Raw genomic sequence first — 14,830 nt, 5'->3', positions numbered from 1 at the left:
TTTTAATTAAAATTTAAGTGCTATTCCAATTCTGGCATTGGTACTGCCTATAGCGCCAAGCTCAGTGAATGCGCCAAGGTTATTGCGGAAGAAGTATTTGCCCCCAACGTATGCGCCCAGAAACAGTCCGCTTCCGTAACTATCGCCCAGGTCTTTACCATTGTCTTCCCAGGAAAAACTTCTGTAGCCAAGGGTTGGCCCTCCATATAAATCTATCTTGTCACTGTTAATTTTTAATAATTGATTAACATGATAAGAGGCTCTTACGCCAAAGTAAATGGCTGTAAATTTGAGGGACAGGTATTCATTTGAGAGATAATCTGCATTTGCACCAATGCTGATGCTACCTGTGATCCCCTGTTCATAAGAAAGACCGACAGGTATGCCTCCGTCATAAGAGGAGTTTACGCCAATACCGATATTGAGTAATTTATTTCCTTTTTTAAAGGCCCCATTCTCTTGGGCGAACAATGTTGTGGTCGTAAAAAATACCAGGATAAGGATGTTAGCAATTTTCATTTTTATCATTTTTAATAGTTCTATGCAAACATAAAAATGATAAAAGCCTAAACTCGTTACCTTAAGTTAAGAAACGATTTGGTGTCGTAAATTTAAGAGGCTTTTCTAACCAGCCTCTTTCTCATTCTACTTAAAGATTGCGGAGTGATACCCAAATAACTCGCTAAATAGTATTGAGGGATTCTTTGAGCCAAATCCGGCCTTATTTCTAGCAAATTCAAATAGCGTTGTTCTGGTGTAGAAATCTTAAAATTATCAAATGCTATTTGACTTTTTGAGTGTAAATCTTCGGAAACAAGACGACACAGTTTTTCTAAGATAGGGTATTTTGCAAAAAGTTCTTCATCTGTTTCTGAACTAGCTACAATCAAAATAGAGTCCTCAAGACAATCAACATAATATTCAGATGGGGTATGGTTTAATACGCCTGGAGGGTTAAGAGTTTCAGACTCGGTATAAAAAGCAGTAGTCTTTTCTTCCGTATCAACCATATAATAGCACCTGATGCATCCTTGAAGCACAAAATAGGCATCCTTTGAGAGTTGACCCTCTTTCAATAAAATTGTTCCTTTCTTAAAACTTTTAAAAATGGCTAAATCTATAATAACATTTTGCTCCTCTTCAGACAGGATTACATATCTCGCTAAAAAATTTAACAGGATTTGATCCATTTTATCATTAGTCAATTGCATTTTTTTAATATTTAGGCGATACAGGTGTCAATTTAATATTTCTTGATGACATATTAATTGCCGTCAAAAATTTATTTCATAAAACCACAATCATTAAGCAGGTTAAAAGCAAGGATTATAGAGAAAAATACAGGGTAAGGTTCATTTCTTAACTTAAGTGAACGAGTTATGGCATCTCGCCAATCTACCTTTGCATTATCGTTTAACAACTAATGTATTGATATGCAAAAGAAAATTTTATGGTTCGCCTTGATTTTAATGATGGCAAGCACTATACAAGTTAAAGCTCAATATTCCAAACAAGACAGTACTTATAGAAAGTATTTTATAGGCAGTACCTTATTTATGATAGCTAATGTAGTAGCTGACAATAATCCGCCTGGTATGGTTTATCTGAACTTAGGTTATCGCATTACAGGAAAGGATGTAATTTCAATTGAATTTAAAACTTGGAAATATGCCTGGCCAATTGGCATTCCTTATGGAAAATCATTTGAAGCAGAAGGAGAAGGGTTTCCAGGTTATATTCGTGAACACGGAGTTTCACTTAATTATCAAAGGTTTTTATGGAAGCATCTTTTTGCTCAAGTTGACGTGATGCCTGCTTGGCAAAGCTTTGTAAATGATAACGGTAATAAGATTGACAATGGCTTTCAAATCTTTAACACTTATTCCATTGGTTATCATATTAAACTTTTCAAGGATAGGCTTTTTTTTCAACCTTCAATAGCAATGACTCATCGTCCCTATCAATCAACAATGCCTGATTCGTTTAAACAGGTTGACGATAGATGGTCAAAATTCTTCTTCGGGCAGCCGGGATTACATTTTGGATATAATTTCTGGTAATTTTGCGAAGGTTAAGTGTATATTTCGATTAGTAACATAACGCTGCTTAATTGCCTGCATTAAAAAGGCCTTCAGAGATCCCTGAAGGCCTTTTTAAATTTCCAATACGATTATTTTCGGAAAACTTATCCAATATTGGATAGGTTGGATGTACTCCTAAATTCTTATTTAACGAACTGCTTCATTGAGGACATGAAGAAAATCCGGGATGTTCATAAATCCCAAAACTATTTACAATACGAAAGTAAATGATAATAAACTATTCCTTGACGTTTATTCTGCAACAATTTGTAAAAAATCTTTATTCTTCGGGCTGTGTAATCGACGATATTACGTTGGACTAAGCACTTCAATAGTCGTACTATTTACTCGAACTGCAATTTGAGACGTCTCTCTGTTAAAGCAAATCTGAGGTGATTTTTCAATATCTCCATAAATAATTGAAGATGTTTGAAGTCCAGAATCAATTTCTTCTAATTTACTTTCTATTTCACCTGTTTGAATGTTTATGATTTTCGGAAACTTAAACATATCCCAGGCTTGTCTTTCATTTATTGCGAATAAATTTCCAAATTCCCCTTTGACTTTTATTGGTGATGTAATTTCATTTTTAATAAAGTTCCAAATTGCAAGATGCTTTTGTGGTAAAAGTGGCGGCACTTCATCATCGAAAGGCTCTTCATCTGTTGAAGCAATAAGTATGCTATCGTTGTCTATAAAGCTAGCTGAATTTATTTCAGTCCCAAAGTTTGGATATAAAAAACTTTTGTCCAATAGCTGTGGATTTTTTAAACATTCTTCTATCTCAAATAATTCAACTGTATCAACGGGATGCCATGCCCAACCGCATACCATTAAATACTTGTTATCCGGACTAATTGAAAGTCTTGAGTGAAAAATATCTGATGGATTTCTTCCTGGAATATTTGAAACAACTTCACCTGTTTCTACATTTTCAAAGTCAAGTCGACAATAATCAATTGGGCAATGAACTAAGTAAGTCTCATTGTCAACAGTTACAAATGCCGCCGGAAATTCATAGGTCTCTGCATTATAATGGGTGCGATTAATCTCCCGTATTATTTCGCCATCTTTCAATAAAATGCCTTTTGTTCCTAGACGTTTATAAATAAAAGCATATTGCCCATTCTGAGAAGTAATTGAAGCGTCGAAACCAAAAGCATAATGATACTTTGCAATTTGTCTTTGTTGCCCATCAGAAGAATATAGCTGCCCTGCAGAAACCCAATCTACAATATCGCCGTTAAGCCAATCAATTGTTTTTAAGTAATTTGTTTTAAATGTTTGTCGTGTCATAATTGCAGCTTACCTATTAAACAATTCCTCTAATTTAAACTATTGATTAACGCCCTTTCACGTTATATAAAGAATTTTCTGATGCTCCAATCGAAAAACAAAGCTAATGCTAGATTAACTATTAAATAGATTGAGTTTTACTTTCTCACGTTCAATTTCTGCTATAAGCTCCTCTTCTGTAGGTAAAAAAGGCATGTATTTAGTAGCGAAGAGTCTGGGATTATCATTAATCACAGAATATTTCACTACAGTTTCACTTTTTTCCGTGCAAAGGATAATACCTATTGTTGGATTATCACCTTCTGGTTTCTTTAGATCGTCAAACATTCGTCTGTACATGTCCATTTGACCAACATGCTGATGAGTAAGTTTCCCAGCTTTTAGATCAATCAAAACGAAACATTTAAGTAAATAATTATAAAAGACCAGATCAATAAAAAAATGATCTATCTCCGTACTTATCCTAAACTGTCTGCCAACAAAGGAGAAGCCTTTTCCAAGCTCCAATAAAAACTGCTGCAAATTTTCAATTAATGCTGTTTCAATTTCAGACTCATTTGCAGTCGCAGGTTGCTGAATATTTAGAAATTCAAAAATATATGGATCTTTAATAAAGTCTTCAGGTCTCTGTTTCTGTAATACCTTACTATCTTTTTGATTTATAGTTTTATCATTCGAAGATAGAAGCCTATGATAATAGAAGGTGTTAATGTTCCGCTCCAGGGTTCGAACACTCCAGTTCTCTTCAGCCGCTTCGCTTAAATAAAATCCCCGTGCAGCCTCATTTTCAACCCTCATAATTAACCGGTTATGGCTCCATGTCAATTTGCTACACAGTGTGTAGCAAATCTCACTATCGCGGTAGGTGAGATAAAATTGGCGAAAGTTACGCAAATTAGAATAAGAAAAACCTTTCCCAAATTCAGTTGTCAATGCTTTAGAAAGTTCTTTCAAAATACCTTCTCCATAAACAGCTCTTTCTTCACCATGCTGTTCCTGCTCAACAATACGTTTTCCAATCAGCCAATATGCCTCCACCATTGCTGTGTTCACAGCAGTGTAAGCATTTTGTCTAGCTGAAGCTAATATACCTCTGATTTCTTCAATATAATTGGTCATACTTCAAATTTAAAGAAAACAATCGATGAGGAACAAACATCTGTGATATAATAGACCAGACCTGATCCAAACTAAAAAGGTTGCAGATATTAACCTGCAACCCCTTTAATAATTTTCCTAAGAAGTTTTAACACCATACTAACTAGTGTTAAAATGTGTACCGATCAGCAGGAATACTTTGAACATTTAAATCGCTTCTTATTGCTTATTGAGCCCATTATCGAGGATTTGGAAAGAAAAAAATTCATTTAATCAAGCATCAAAAATCAAGGCAGTTTTGATTTAGACACCTTGACCAGATTATAATAGAACAAAAAATTTGGCAAATATGAAAGTTAATTATTAAGGCTGGAATCGGATGCAGTATTGGAAATTTAGAAGCATTATACTTTTCCTAAAGCCTATTTGGAGGGGCTCTGAAACCTTTCTCGTTGGAACGGCAAGTTGCCGCATCGAGGTAGAAGGCATCGATGAACTTTACAGAGAATTCAGTTCACAACAGGTTTTGCACAAGGAGCACCCAGAAGTTACCAATCAGCAATGGGGTCATAGGGACTAATACAATTGCCCTATATGGTAACATACTTACTTTTTACCAAGAGATAAGCTAATTCATTAATTACGATTGACATAAATAACGCGGCTTTAGATTTGATGTCTTAAAATCCTAATCTGGCATATTTCCCAATTTACCATTGTTATCCGACTTCAATATTTTTCTGATCCTATCGATATGCACCTGTGAGGCTTCTGCTCTTTCCATCGAAGATTTCGCCGAAGCACCACTCTGGCTTTTTGAGAACGTAGTCAGAAGATTCCGACGTTCCTCAAACATGCGAAGCGCCGTCCACATCGTTTCCTCAATCTTTTTGGTCTGTTCGGAAATTAACGCCTTTGCCGTATAGGAATGTCCAGTATGGCACCGAAACCGAAGTAAGGGTCCTTCACTAATTTGCCAGAGCACTCCGCCGCACCCAGGGCAGTTGAACGGTACCTGATCACCTAATGCGTTTACTGAAGGAAGGTCACTCAATACCCTTTCAGCAATCTCAGACTCTCGAACAATATCCTTTGGAATCTTCACTTCTTTTGGGAGCTTATCTAAAAGGATCCTTGTTAGGGTCACCCCCATCTGGGAAATGGGGATTTTGAAATCTGCCCTCACTTGACCAAGTGCGTTGTTTGGCATATCTGGATATTCCGCATCAGAGGGATCCTGTACAATACAAATCCCACCACACCTATCAATTGCCATTAGTCCAGCAGTTCCATCATCCAAATAGCCAGTTAGTACAATTCCAATTGCCCTATTGCCATAAGCGACCGCCGCCGACCGAAAAAGCGGATCGATCCCGGGTCGGTAGCGGTTTTCTTGAGCCCCTTTTGTTACCATTAACTTTCCACTAGAATCAATCAGCATATGATGATCAGGCGGTGCAAAATAAATATGCGCAGATTTGGCCTGCATCCCATCAGTTGCGTGAAGGCATGTCAGCTTGCCAACTGTATTTAATGTGTCTATCAATATGTTTCCCGTAGCATCTGCCGAGATGTGCATCACTACTAAAATCGGTGCCGGAAAATCAATTGGGAGATGTTCAACAAATTCCTTTAGTGCCTCAAGCCCTCCCGCCGAAGTGCCAATCACTATCAATCTGTCCAGATCCTTTACTGCGATTTTCTTTCCAGTGATTTTCATATTAGTTGGGATTTAATAAAGGAATCATTCCACAAGTTGTGAACGCTTATCTAATAAGAAGAAAAGATGGTAAATTGTTTCATCACCCATGATATCGGCAGTAATACCAACCAGTTTGCATATTGGAATACTTAAAAGCTGCTTCACTCAAACAACTATGGTGACTTTTGACTGGGCCACGAATGTTATATGAAAGGAAATTAGTGGCTCTCAAGCAATTAATGAACAATGCTAAATGCAATATTCTCCACAATATATCTTCGGGTCAAAAGAGTTCAAACATAATCTGCTAATCCCCCGTAATTGTAAAAGCCCTGAGCAGGAATACTTTGAACAAGGCTGAGATAGCATACAAGGCCGATTTGATATAAAAAACCGTACTTTGAAATGTTCAAAGTACGGTTTATACCCTAAGCATGCATACTTAGAACAGTACCGATCAGCAGGAATACTTTGAACATTTAAATCGCTTCTTATTGCTTATAGAGCCTATAATTGATGATTTGGAGAGAAAAAAATTCATTTAATCATACACCAAAAATCAAGGTGATTTTCGATTAAGGTACCTTGACCAGATTATAATAGAACAAAAAATTTGGCAAATGTGAAAATTAATTATTAAGGCTAGAATCTCTTTTCAAGCTTCATCTCTACTCCAGTTCAAACTCTACCGTTACGTTTTCGTTTCCCAGCGCAGCGGTAAGACCGGAAGGATTATCGATCCGTGCGATACTCGTGTAACGATATGACGTTGAAAATGTTTTATAGAAAAGCACTAACGTATTGGAACCGTACAGCAAGAGGTCTCCCGTTTGGATTGTTCCGGGGTTGGCTGCATTAGACGGCAATGCGGTCTGAAAATCGAAATATTTTTCATTGCTGTTCAGCTCGGTCATATTTAGAGTAAGTGGCAATCTCGCTTTAAAGGCATTTCCTGTGGCATTGTTGCTTAGTGTAGCTGTAAACACAACAGCGCCTATTGTAATCTTCATTTTACTTCCCGCTGGATTAGTCGTGTTCCCGTTCGTATTATTCGCATTCTCTGGTGTTGTTCCCAGCTCATTATTTTTGCCACAGCTTGACATACTTAAAGACAAGGAAAAAATCATGATAAAGGTTATTAGTAGAGGCTTCATGTTATTCATTTTAGAAGTTATTTATTTACTACCGAGATATTCTTCGTCGGTTACCTTCTGCAGCCAGGTTACAATGCCCTTTTCTGTCTTTGGCAAAATGTATTGCTGTAGCATGCCGGCCTCGGGACTTGCTCCATGCCAGTGTTCTACATTAGGCGGGCATTTTACGATATCGCCCTTTTTGAGAGTCTGTCTCGGTTGTCCCTTAATCTGATGGTAGCCTGTACCATCGGTAATGATCAGTATCTGGCCTGAGGGATGTATGTGCCAGTTGCTTCTCGCCCCAGGCTCAAAAAAGACGTTGCCGACAATGGTGTTGTAGACGGAATCATTTTCAACAAGGCTGATGTTCCAGGCCTTGCCGGTGAAATTTTTAGCGGGGCCGAGCTCACCTTTCGGGAAAATAAAGTTCAGTTTGTTCTGATCTGCCTTGCTGCTATTCTGGGCGCTACAGCTGATACTGAGCAGCAATAGGGCAGCTACTGCGGTTATTGATAATGTTTTCATCGGTTTTTGATTTTATGTTTTCACTATTTGTTTCTTTAAGATGTTTGGTAAAAAAAGCTTCCAGCCTATCGAATGGGATCAGGTCGGTTTTGTCGTATAGGTCAACATGGCCGGCATTTGGAACGATGACTAGTTCTTTTGGCTCGCTTGCACGTTTATAGGCGTCCTCGCTAAATTCCCTGGAGTGAGCCCTGTCCCCGGTGATGAACAGCATAGGGCGGGGAGAAATGGTTTCTATATCGTTGAACGGATAAAAGTTATTGAACTTGGTATTGCTGCTCAACGTTGGGTGCGTGCTGGTTTTCGGCGATCCGCCTTTTGGCGTATACTCTCCCCTTGGTGTGCGATAGAATTCATAAAATTCACGCTGTATGGGATGGGTGTTCTCATCCAGCTGGTGGGTAGTTCCACCTGTATACTTTGTTTCACCTCCCAAAAATTCAGCATACCGTTGCTCGGCGGCTTCAGCCTGGTTTTTTTTCCTCTGTTCAAGGGTCTGCGAATGGTTCAGCGCATTGCGGCTGGCCGAACCCATATCGTACATGCTGACTGTTGCGATGGCTTTCATCCTTGGATCTATCTTGGCCGCACTGATGACAAAACTTCCACTTCCACATACACCGAGCACGCCGATGCGCTCCCTGTCTACAAACTCCCGCGTGCCAAGGAAATCTACAGCAGCACTGAAATCTTCGGCATACATATCTGGAAGCACTACATTGCGGGGTTCACCCTGACTTTCGCCCCAAAAAGAAAGGTCAATAGCTAGGGTGATGAAGCCCCTGTCTGCCATATTAGAAGCATAAACATCGGCGCTCTGTTCCTTTACCGCGCCCATCGGGTGGCCAACAACTATGGCTGCATTTTTTGTTTTCCTGTCCAGGTTCTTGGGCACGAAAAGGTGTCCGGCCACTTGCAGGTTATACTGGTTTTTGAATTTTACAGCGTACAAGGTAACCTTGTCACTCACCTTGAAAGTGGTATAGTCTTTTGCTGATATTTCTTTTATCTCTACCGGATTTGATGTTGATTGTGCACCCGCGGTACTATAACAAAGGACTGCAGTCAGCGCAATAAGAATTGATTTTTTCATGTTTAAATGTTTTTGATGAATTTTGCAGGAATTCCACCTACGATTGTATTGTCGGCAACATCTTTGGAAACGACCGCTCCCGCCGCCACAATAGAATTTTCTCCTATTGTTACGCCCGGAAGGATTGTTGCATTCGCGCCAATCCAGGCATTTTTTTTGATGTGGATAGCTTTTGGGATTAATGAATGTCGGTCTTTGATAGATGTTGGATGTCCTTCGGATAGTAGACTCACTTTCGGAGCGATGAACACATTGTCCCCGATGGTAATTCCGCCCAGATCCAAAAACACACAATCAAAATTGATGAATACATTTTTGCCGATTTTTGTATGCTTTCCGTAGTTGATGTGCAGAGGTGTAAAAACCGCAACACTTTCATCAATTTCCGAACCTGTTATCTGGCCCAATAAATTTCTTATTTCATCAGGGTCTGCTGTGTTGTTCATTTGGTTCAAAAGTTTCTTGGTGGCAAACGATTCCTCACGCATTCTATATGCTTCAGGGTCGTTCGGTAAAACAGTTTCCCCATTGCGTAACCTCTCGAAAATATCTTCTGTGTTCCTTCCCATAATTTTTATAGGAACAAAGGTAAATGTATTTCAAAGGTGCTTTGTTACATTTATTTCGCAAGTAATGTCAAATATTACCTATTATTGACTATTTGTTCTATTTTTACCTAATATGGCAGTAAATCAAAAAGTTATGCTCTGCAAAACGGTATCAGCAAGTCAATTTCCGGAAGATTTTAATATCCGCTTCCATACACATATCTATTGTCAAAGTGGAAGCTTGAAATTTGTCTTTAATGGCCGGCAATATCAGAGTAAAAGAGGCGAGTTTATCTTTTGGCTGGCGGGCATCAATGTTTCGGACCTGTTTTTTTCAAAGACTTTCAAGGCCACGATTTTGTTTGTCGACAGCGATCTGCTTACCGCAAGTTTGCCGAGTGCCACGGCGAGCATCGACAGCATTATACATTCCAAAGAATATCCAATCTTGCATCCGGATAAGAAAGACAAAGAGAAAATCCTAAAAAATTTTAAGTTGCTGTACGAAATGTCGCAGGAAACTGGCCACAGATTTTATGAGGAAGCGCTAAAACTCCAGATGCAAATTTTTCTTTTGGAAATGTGGCACATTTTTGAGGACGAGCTCGACAGAAGAAAACGAAGTCTGCAAAGCGGAACCCTATACGAACAGTTTATACAATTGGTGCAGGAACATTGCATGACACAGCGGGAAGTAGGGTTTTACAGTGATAAGCTGAATATTACACCTAAATACCTTAATTACATTTGCAAGGTCAATACCGCAATAACCGCATCTGAATGGATACAGCGTAACGCAAAAGAGCGCATTATCATACTATTGCAAAATAAGAACCTTAATATTTCCGAAATAGCCGATGAAATGGATTTTTCAAGCCGTTCGTTCTTTACCCGCTATGTGAAAAAATTGCTTGGCGTAACGCCAAAGGAATATCGGGAGCGAATTGGATAAATTTTTGTTCTAACTAAATCTGCTAGTCCCCCGTAATCATAAAAGCCTTTAGCAGGAATACTTTGAACAAGGCTGAGATAGCTTTTAAGGCCGATTTGACACAAAAAAACCGTACTTTGAAATGTTCTAAGTACGGTTTATACCATTAGCATGAATACTTTGAACTGTACCGTAAAGGAAGATTACTTTGAACATCTAGAACGCTTCTGCATGATCCTAGACCCAATAATTCAGGACTTGAAAAGCAAAGGTTTTATATAAACGGTTACCGTGGAATTTATATATGCGTGATCCAATATTGGATAAGAGGATTACCTACCTTTCATAATTTATACATACGTTAGCAATAAGTTTATTATTTATGACCGAAAATCAAATTATTATTTATCAATCGTCAAATGGCCAAACAGCAATAAATGTAAAGCTCCAAGATGAGACTGTATGGCTAACTTTAAATCAGATTTCAGATCTATTTTACAAAAACAAATCAACGATTTCCAGGCATCTAAATAACATATACAAGGAAGAAGAATTGAAGCAAGAAGGAACTGTTGCAAAAAAAGCAACAGTTCAAAAAGAGGGAAATAGAATAGTAGAAAGAACAATTGAATATTATTCTAAATAGGGATTTAGGATATTGGAAATATGCAAATTAATTATCTCTGCATGATTATGGAGCCAATAATTGAAGACTTGAAGAGCAAACGTTTTATATAAACTATTGCCATATGATGTACCGCATTAGTTTTTGTCAGCCCAGAGATCTCCGAGTCTAGAACTAAAAAATTTGCATGTATCCTAAGGGAATTTTGAAAGTATCTAATTGCCTCTGCCAATCTGTGACAGCCCTTTATTATGCTAAATAATTCCAATATTGTTTTCCATGGTTAAACTTCAAACTAATTTCAGCAGAATTTTGGCATACTTAGTTAGCGGAGATAATTAAGAGTAATATGCATATTCTGCATATTACTCTTAATAACATTTTAACCAGGAAATATTAACTTGAGCGGCTTTCAATTCTTTGTCCAGTCCTTAATTTACTTGGATTAAACATGGAAAAAATGGCCACTTTTTCGTTCCTCCCCAATTTGACGGCAAACCATTAGAGATCATTTCCTTTTAAAAAGGATGCTTGATATAAAGGCTCTGATACGATATTCTCTTTACGGATTTTGATGATATTATCTATCAATTAGAGCTAATTGTCCATCGATAAATACGTCAATTATAATCACTTTTATAAAACGGCCATAGGCAAAATTCTTCTTTTGAAACAAAGAAAGGATTTTTAGGCCGACCAAGTATTTTAAGATACACTTCCGATAAGGGTCATTCATTCGAGGGATGGTACGGACCCCCAGCCAAAAATGGATTTTACGGAGCACAATTATATTTATTGAAAAAAGACTGATCGTGAAGCTTAAACATATCATAACTTTATTTTTTTTATGTGCCATGTATTCCTGCAGAAATGAAAAGGACAATGGTTTGTCCGATGATTCATTAAACGAAGCTGGTGCCAACAGACCAGAAATAGAAAAAGTATTCAGGTTTTATTCAAATCCTGAAGACAGCTTAAAAAGAAAGGCGGCATTATTTTTATTAACGAACATGCGGGACCATTATGGATACACAGGAGCTGAGATTAAAAAATACGCCAATGTTTTTTCATTAATTGACAGCTCATCTTATACGAATTTCCAACTGTCAAACCAGGACAAGATGACTATCGGAGACTCCATGGTTAAACGCCTGGGATGGCCACATCCCGGTAAGGTTGAGAAAGTTAAAGATCTGGAGATCATTTCTGCTTCCTACCTGACCGGCAATATTGAATACGCATTTAAGGCATGGAAAAAGGCTCCCTGGGCAAATTATGTATCGTTTAATGATTTTTGCGAGTACATTTTACCATACCGCATAAGGGATGAACAACTGCAATACTGGCGGCCAAAATTCTATGAGGAATATACGAATATCGCCTACGGAGCACCCAATACCCATGATTTAAAATCAGTATTTGATCATATGTCCTGGCAGTTGAACACTGAAACTGGTTTTACCACATACTTCAATAAATATTATCCATTTACACAAAGCATCAGTGATATTTTAAAGGGCAGAATCGGAGGTTGTGAAACGACATCTTTTATTTCTGCAACAGCGATGCGCGCAGCCGGAATACCTGTAGCTCTAGATTATATTCCCAATTGGGGGAATACAAATAGCCGCCATTTTATGGTCAAACTCATTGACCACCGCAAACCTAACCAATTGATCACCAACAAAAACTCTGAGGAAAACACCTGGGGCATAGTGGACTTCTCCACGGAATTCATGGATTCAAGACATAAATTTACAGAAGCGGAATTCCCAGAGGGCATGTACATTCAGCATGTCAAGACCATCCCGAAAGTATACAGGTTCACCTACTCGGAGTCTGCGGAAATGCAGGCCTTACATCGGGCGGTACCAGCTCAATTCATAGCGCCAGAATTTCATTCAAAAAACATCAAAGACGTCACAGAAGAATACCTGAAACATGCCAGTATCACCTTAAAACTAAAACCTGGATCCACAAGGCATAAAGCGGTGCATCTTTGTATCTTTAACCGTAACGGCTGGTTTCCGGTCGCTGTTTCCGCAAATGAAAACAATGTTTTCCATTTTAAGAAGATAGGAAGAAATGTCGTTTATGTTCCTACCACTTATTTAAATGGGAAACATAAAGTCATCAGTAATCCTTTTTATATTGACAGCGTGAATCGTATCCATCACCTTAAAAAAAGTTTAACCAAACAAGACGTTAAGTTATGGCGTAAGGCGCCTTTACATTCCTATACCGCGTATCATACAGAAATATTAAAAGGAGGCACGTTCCAAGCCTCAAATTTCCCTGATTTTAAAGATGCCGTACTTCTTTATCAGATTGAGGGCTACCCTTTTTATATGAATACTGTCCGCTTAAAAAATACCCGCCCATTTCGTTACCTGAGATACCAGGCGGTGGCCGGCGGCGGCTGGGAGGCGGACAACATTGCAGAAGTACAATTTTACGAGAAAAAAAACGCTGATACAGTTCTGCTAGAAGGTGAGCTGATAGGTAGGAAGGGAACGGTTGGACATGAGATAGAGAAAGCATTTGACAATAACATGGATTCATATTACGAAAATGCCGAAAATAAAGACGGATGGATCGGTCTTGACCTGGGAGAAGGGAATGAAAGCGTGGTAAATGAAATTAGATTTTGTCCCCGCAATGACACAAACTGTATCATGCCCGGTAACGAGTACGAACTTTTTTACTGGGATAAATCCTGGATTTCTCTTGGTTCACAAACAGCCAAAGACTATGACCTAATTTACCATGAAGTTCCTGCCGGAGCGCTGTTCTGGCTTAAATGCCTTAGTGGTGGCAGTGAGGAACGTATTTTCACATACCAAAACGGGAAGCAAATCTGGTGGTGATTGAATTAGAATCATATGATGTTATTTCAATTTAATCGGCTTACTCTGATAACCAGATGATATTAACAATGACAATTTTAACAACCAAAACAAATCCAATAAATATATGTTAAAGCGTATAAGCACAGGGACCGGCCTTAAAATGGAAAATATATTATTTTTCTGTAAAGATTTGAAAAAATTTATCCTGCAGTTATTCCTCTTGCTCTACTTAATTTTGGCAGGAACTAATAGTTATTCACAAAGTATGATCAAAGGCCGGATAACTGGCCTGAGCAAAGCCGGTATTGACAAAATTTACCTGTATGATTTTGGTGCCGGAAAAGGCACAAGCATCAAAGATTCCTGTGTTGTTACAGATGACGTGTTTGAATTTCATACCGGTGTTTTTGAACCCAAAATATATTCTATTGGCTTGGAAGCCAGAAAAATGATGTTCACATTATGGATTGATAACAACGATCTCAACATTTCCGGAAAGGCCGAGGACATGTTGATCAAAAAAGAAAAAATCAAGCTTCAAAGGCTCCTTTCAGATGTTGTGAGCGAGGGATCACCTAACCAAAAGTTACATCTCAGCTTTTTCAAATCGATTTTGCCGCTGCTCATTACCTATTACAAACAGCCAGCAGGTCTAATCATATCAGGAAATGGTCAGTCTCCGGTAGAGGTTAAATCACTAATCCTGGATAAAACTAAAGAGTTTATTTTTACCTATAAAAACCTGCCGGTCAGTGCATTTATATTATTTTACTTGGGCCCGCACGAAGGCATTTTAACCAAAGCAGAGTGCTCGTCACAGTATTCCATGCTTAACAAGGAGGTGCAGGAATCGTTTTACGGAATGCTTTATTTGAAATGGTAATATTTCTAAATCAGGTTTAATTAAAATATCTTCTTAGTCATGACCTGCAGGAAACTTCAGATA

General features: G+C 38.3%; 14 protein-coding genes. 5 read left to right on the top strand and 9 right to left on the bottom strand.

From position 1 onward, the window contains the following. Positions 1 to 6: 6 nt before the first annotated feature. Entirely contained in the window at positions 7 to 519 is a 513-nt protein-coding gene (locus FBD94_RS03005; protein WP_131609588.1) for a hypothetical protein, read from the bottom strand. A gap of 92 nt (positions 520 to 611) precedes the next feature. Then, complete coding sequence (locus FBD94_RS03000) at positions 612 to 1,211, bottom strand: Crp/Fnr family transcriptional regulator (RefSeq protein ID WP_205945267.1); 600 nt, start codon at positions 1,209 to 1,211, stop codon at positions 612 to 614. A 222-nt stretch (positions 1,212 to 1,433) separates the two neighbouring features. Here FBD94_RS03000 and FBD94_RS02995 point away from each other — a divergent pair, with 222 nt between their 5' ends. Next, positions 1,434 to 2,060, top strand: coding sequence for a hypothetical protein (locus FBD94_RS02995; protein WP_131609586.1), 627 nt, complete (start codon positions 1,434 to 1,436; stop codon positions 2,058 to 2,060). Positions 2,061 to 2,390: 330 nt separating this feature from the next. Here FBD94_RS02995 and FBD94_RS02990 read toward each other — a convergent pair whose 3' ends face one another. The 7 genes from FBD94_RS02990 to FBD94_RS02955 all read right to left on the bottom strand — a co-directional run bounded on the left by FBD94_RS02990 (position 2,391) and on the right by FBD94_RS02955 (position 9,500). Further along, positions 2,391 to 3,377 (bottom strand): hypothetical protein, encoded by a 987-nt coding sequence (locus tag FBD94_RS02990; protein ID WP_131609584.1) that lies wholly within the window; start codon positions 3,375 to 3,377, stop codon positions 2,391 to 2,393. 114 nt (positions 3,378 to 3,491) lie between these two features. Then, positions 3,492 to 4,496: a PDDEXK nuclease domain-containing protein gene (locus tag FBD94_RS02985; RefSeq protein WP_131609582.1), complete on the bottom strand. Its 1,005-nt coding sequence runs from the start codon at positions 4,494 to 4,496 to the stop codon at positions 3,492 to 3,494. A gap of 667 nt (positions 4,497 to 5,163) precedes the next feature. Continuing rightward, positions 5,164 to 6,195 carry a chemotaxis protein CheB gene (locus FBD94_RS02975; protein ID WP_131609578.1) on the bottom strand — a complete coding sequence of 344 codons (1,032 nt, stop codon included), beginning with the start codon at positions 6,193 to 6,195 and terminating at the stop codon, positions 5,164 to 5,166. A gap of 650 nt (positions 6,196 to 6,845) precedes the next feature. Then, entirely contained in the window at positions 6,846 to 7,331 is a 486-nt protein-coding gene (locus tag FBD94_RS02970) for a cyclophilin-like fold protein (RefSeq protein WP_225874725.1), read from the bottom strand. Positions 7,332 to 7,352: 21 nt separating this feature from the next. Next, the gene (locus tag FBD94_RS02965; RefSeq protein WP_131609576.1) at positions 7,353 to 7,838 is read right to left on the bottom strand and encodes a cupin domain-containing protein; all 486 of its coding nucleotides are present in this window, start codon (positions 7,836 to 7,838) and stop codon (positions 7,353 to 7,355) included. After that, entirely contained in the window at positions 7,780 to 8,931 is a 1,152-nt protein-coding gene (locus tag FBD94_RS02960; RefSeq protein WP_136879010.1) for an alpha/beta hydrolase, read from the bottom strand. The genes FBD94_RS02965 and FBD94_RS02960 overlap by 59 nt, the downstream gene beginning before the upstream one ends. A 2-nt stretch (positions 8,932 to 8,933) precedes the next feature. Next, positions 8,934 to 9,500 carry a sugar O-acetyltransferase gene (locus FBD94_RS02955; protein WP_131609572.1) on the bottom strand — a complete coding sequence of 189 codons (567 nt, stop codon included), beginning with the start codon at positions 9,498 to 9,500 and terminating at the stop codon, positions 8,934 to 8,936. Between the two features lie 112 nt (positions 9,501 to 9,612). On the opposite strand from FBD94_RS02955, the gene FBD94_RS02950 reads away from it, so the two are divergent. From FBD94_RS02950 to FBD94_RS02935, 4 genes are all read left to right on the top strand, one after another. Beyond that, complete coding sequence (locus tag FBD94_RS02950; RefSeq protein ID WP_131609570.1) at positions 9,613 to 10,431, top strand: helix-turn-helix domain-containing protein; 819 nt, start codon at positions 9,613 to 9,615, stop codon at positions 10,429 to 10,431. Positions 10,432 to 10,792: 361 nt separating this feature from the next. Then, complete coding sequence (locus FBD94_RS02945) at positions 10,793 to 11,056, top strand: hypothetical protein (RefSeq protein WP_131609568.1); 264 nt, start codon at positions 10,793 to 10,795, stop codon at positions 11,054 to 11,056. A gap of 791 nt (positions 11,057 to 11,847) precedes the next feature. Continuing rightward, entirely contained in the window at positions 11,848 to 13,902 is a 2,055-nt protein-coding gene (locus FBD94_RS02940; RefSeq protein ID WP_136879009.1) for a discoidin domain-containing protein, read from the top strand. Positions 13,903 to 14,044: 142 nt separating this feature from the next. Next, positions 14,045 to 14,767, top strand: coding sequence for a DUF4369 domain-containing protein (locus FBD94_RS02935; RefSeq protein ID WP_169472197.1), 723 nt, complete (start codon positions 14,045 to 14,047; stop codon positions 14,765 to 14,767). The last annotated feature ends 63 nt before the right edge of the window (positions 14,768 to 14,830 follow it).

This window comes from Pedobacter hiemivivus (assembly GCF_005144565.1).
Classification (GTDB): domain Bacteria; phylum Bacteroidota; class Bacteroidia; order Sphingobacteriales; family Sphingobacteriaceae; genus Pedobacter; species Pedobacter hiemivivus.
Note: the sequence above shows the minus strand (reverse complement) of the source record. Positions and strands in the feature narration are given on the sequence as shown.

Excerpts from the sequence above, each read along its gene's own strand:
- FBD94_RS03005 (WP_131609588.1), bottom strand. The coding sequence starts at position 519 with ATGAAAATTGCTAACATCCTTATCCTGGTATTTTTTACGACCACAACA.
- FBD94_RS03000 (WP_205945267.1), bottom strand. The coding sequence starts at position 1,211 with ATGCAATTGACTAATGATAAAATGGATCAAATCCTGTTAAATTTTTTA.
- FBD94_RS02995 (WP_131609586.1), top strand. The coding sequence starts at position 1,434 with ATGCAAAAGAAAATTTTATGGTTCGCCTTGATTTTAATGATGGCAAGC.
- FBD94_RS02990 (WP_131609584.1), bottom strand. The coding sequence starts at position 3,377 with ATGACACGACAAACATTTAAAACAAATTACTTAAAAACAATTGATTGG.
- FBD94_RS02985 (WP_131609582.1), bottom strand. The coding sequence starts at position 4,496 with ATGACCAATTATATTGAAGAAATCAGAGGTATATTAGCTTCAGCTAGA.
- FBD94_RS02975 (WP_131609578.1), bottom strand. The coding sequence starts at position 6,195 with ATGAAAATCACTGGAAAGAAAATCGCAGTAAAGGATCTGGACAGATTG.
- FBD94_RS02970 (WP_225874725.1), bottom strand. The coding sequence starts at position 7,331 with ATGAAGCCTCTACTAATAACCTTTATCATGATTTTTTCCTTGTCTTTA.
- FBD94_RS02965 (WP_131609576.1), bottom strand. The coding sequence starts at position 7,838 with ATGAAAACATTATCAATAACCGCAGTAGCTGCCCTATTGCTGCTCAGT.
- FBD94_RS02960 (WP_136879010.1), bottom strand. The coding sequence starts at position 8,931 with ATGAAAAAATCAATTCTTATTGCGCTGACTGCAGTCCTTTGTTATAGT.
- FBD94_RS02955 (WP_131609572.1), bottom strand. The coding sequence starts at position 9,500 with ATGGGAAGGAACACAGAAGATATTTTCGAGAGGTTACGCAATGGGGAA.
- FBD94_RS02950 (WP_131609570.1), top strand. The coding sequence starts at position 9,613 with ATGGCAGTAAATCAAAAAGTTATGCTCTGCAAAACGGTATCAGCAAGT.
- FBD94_RS02945 (WP_131609568.1), top strand. The coding sequence starts at position 10,793 with ATGACCGAAAATCAAATTATTATTTATCAATCGTCAAATGGCCAAACA.
- FBD94_RS02935 (WP_169472197.1), top strand. The coding sequence starts at position 14,045 with ATGGAAAATATATTATTTTTCTGTAAAGATTTGAAAAAATTTATCCTG.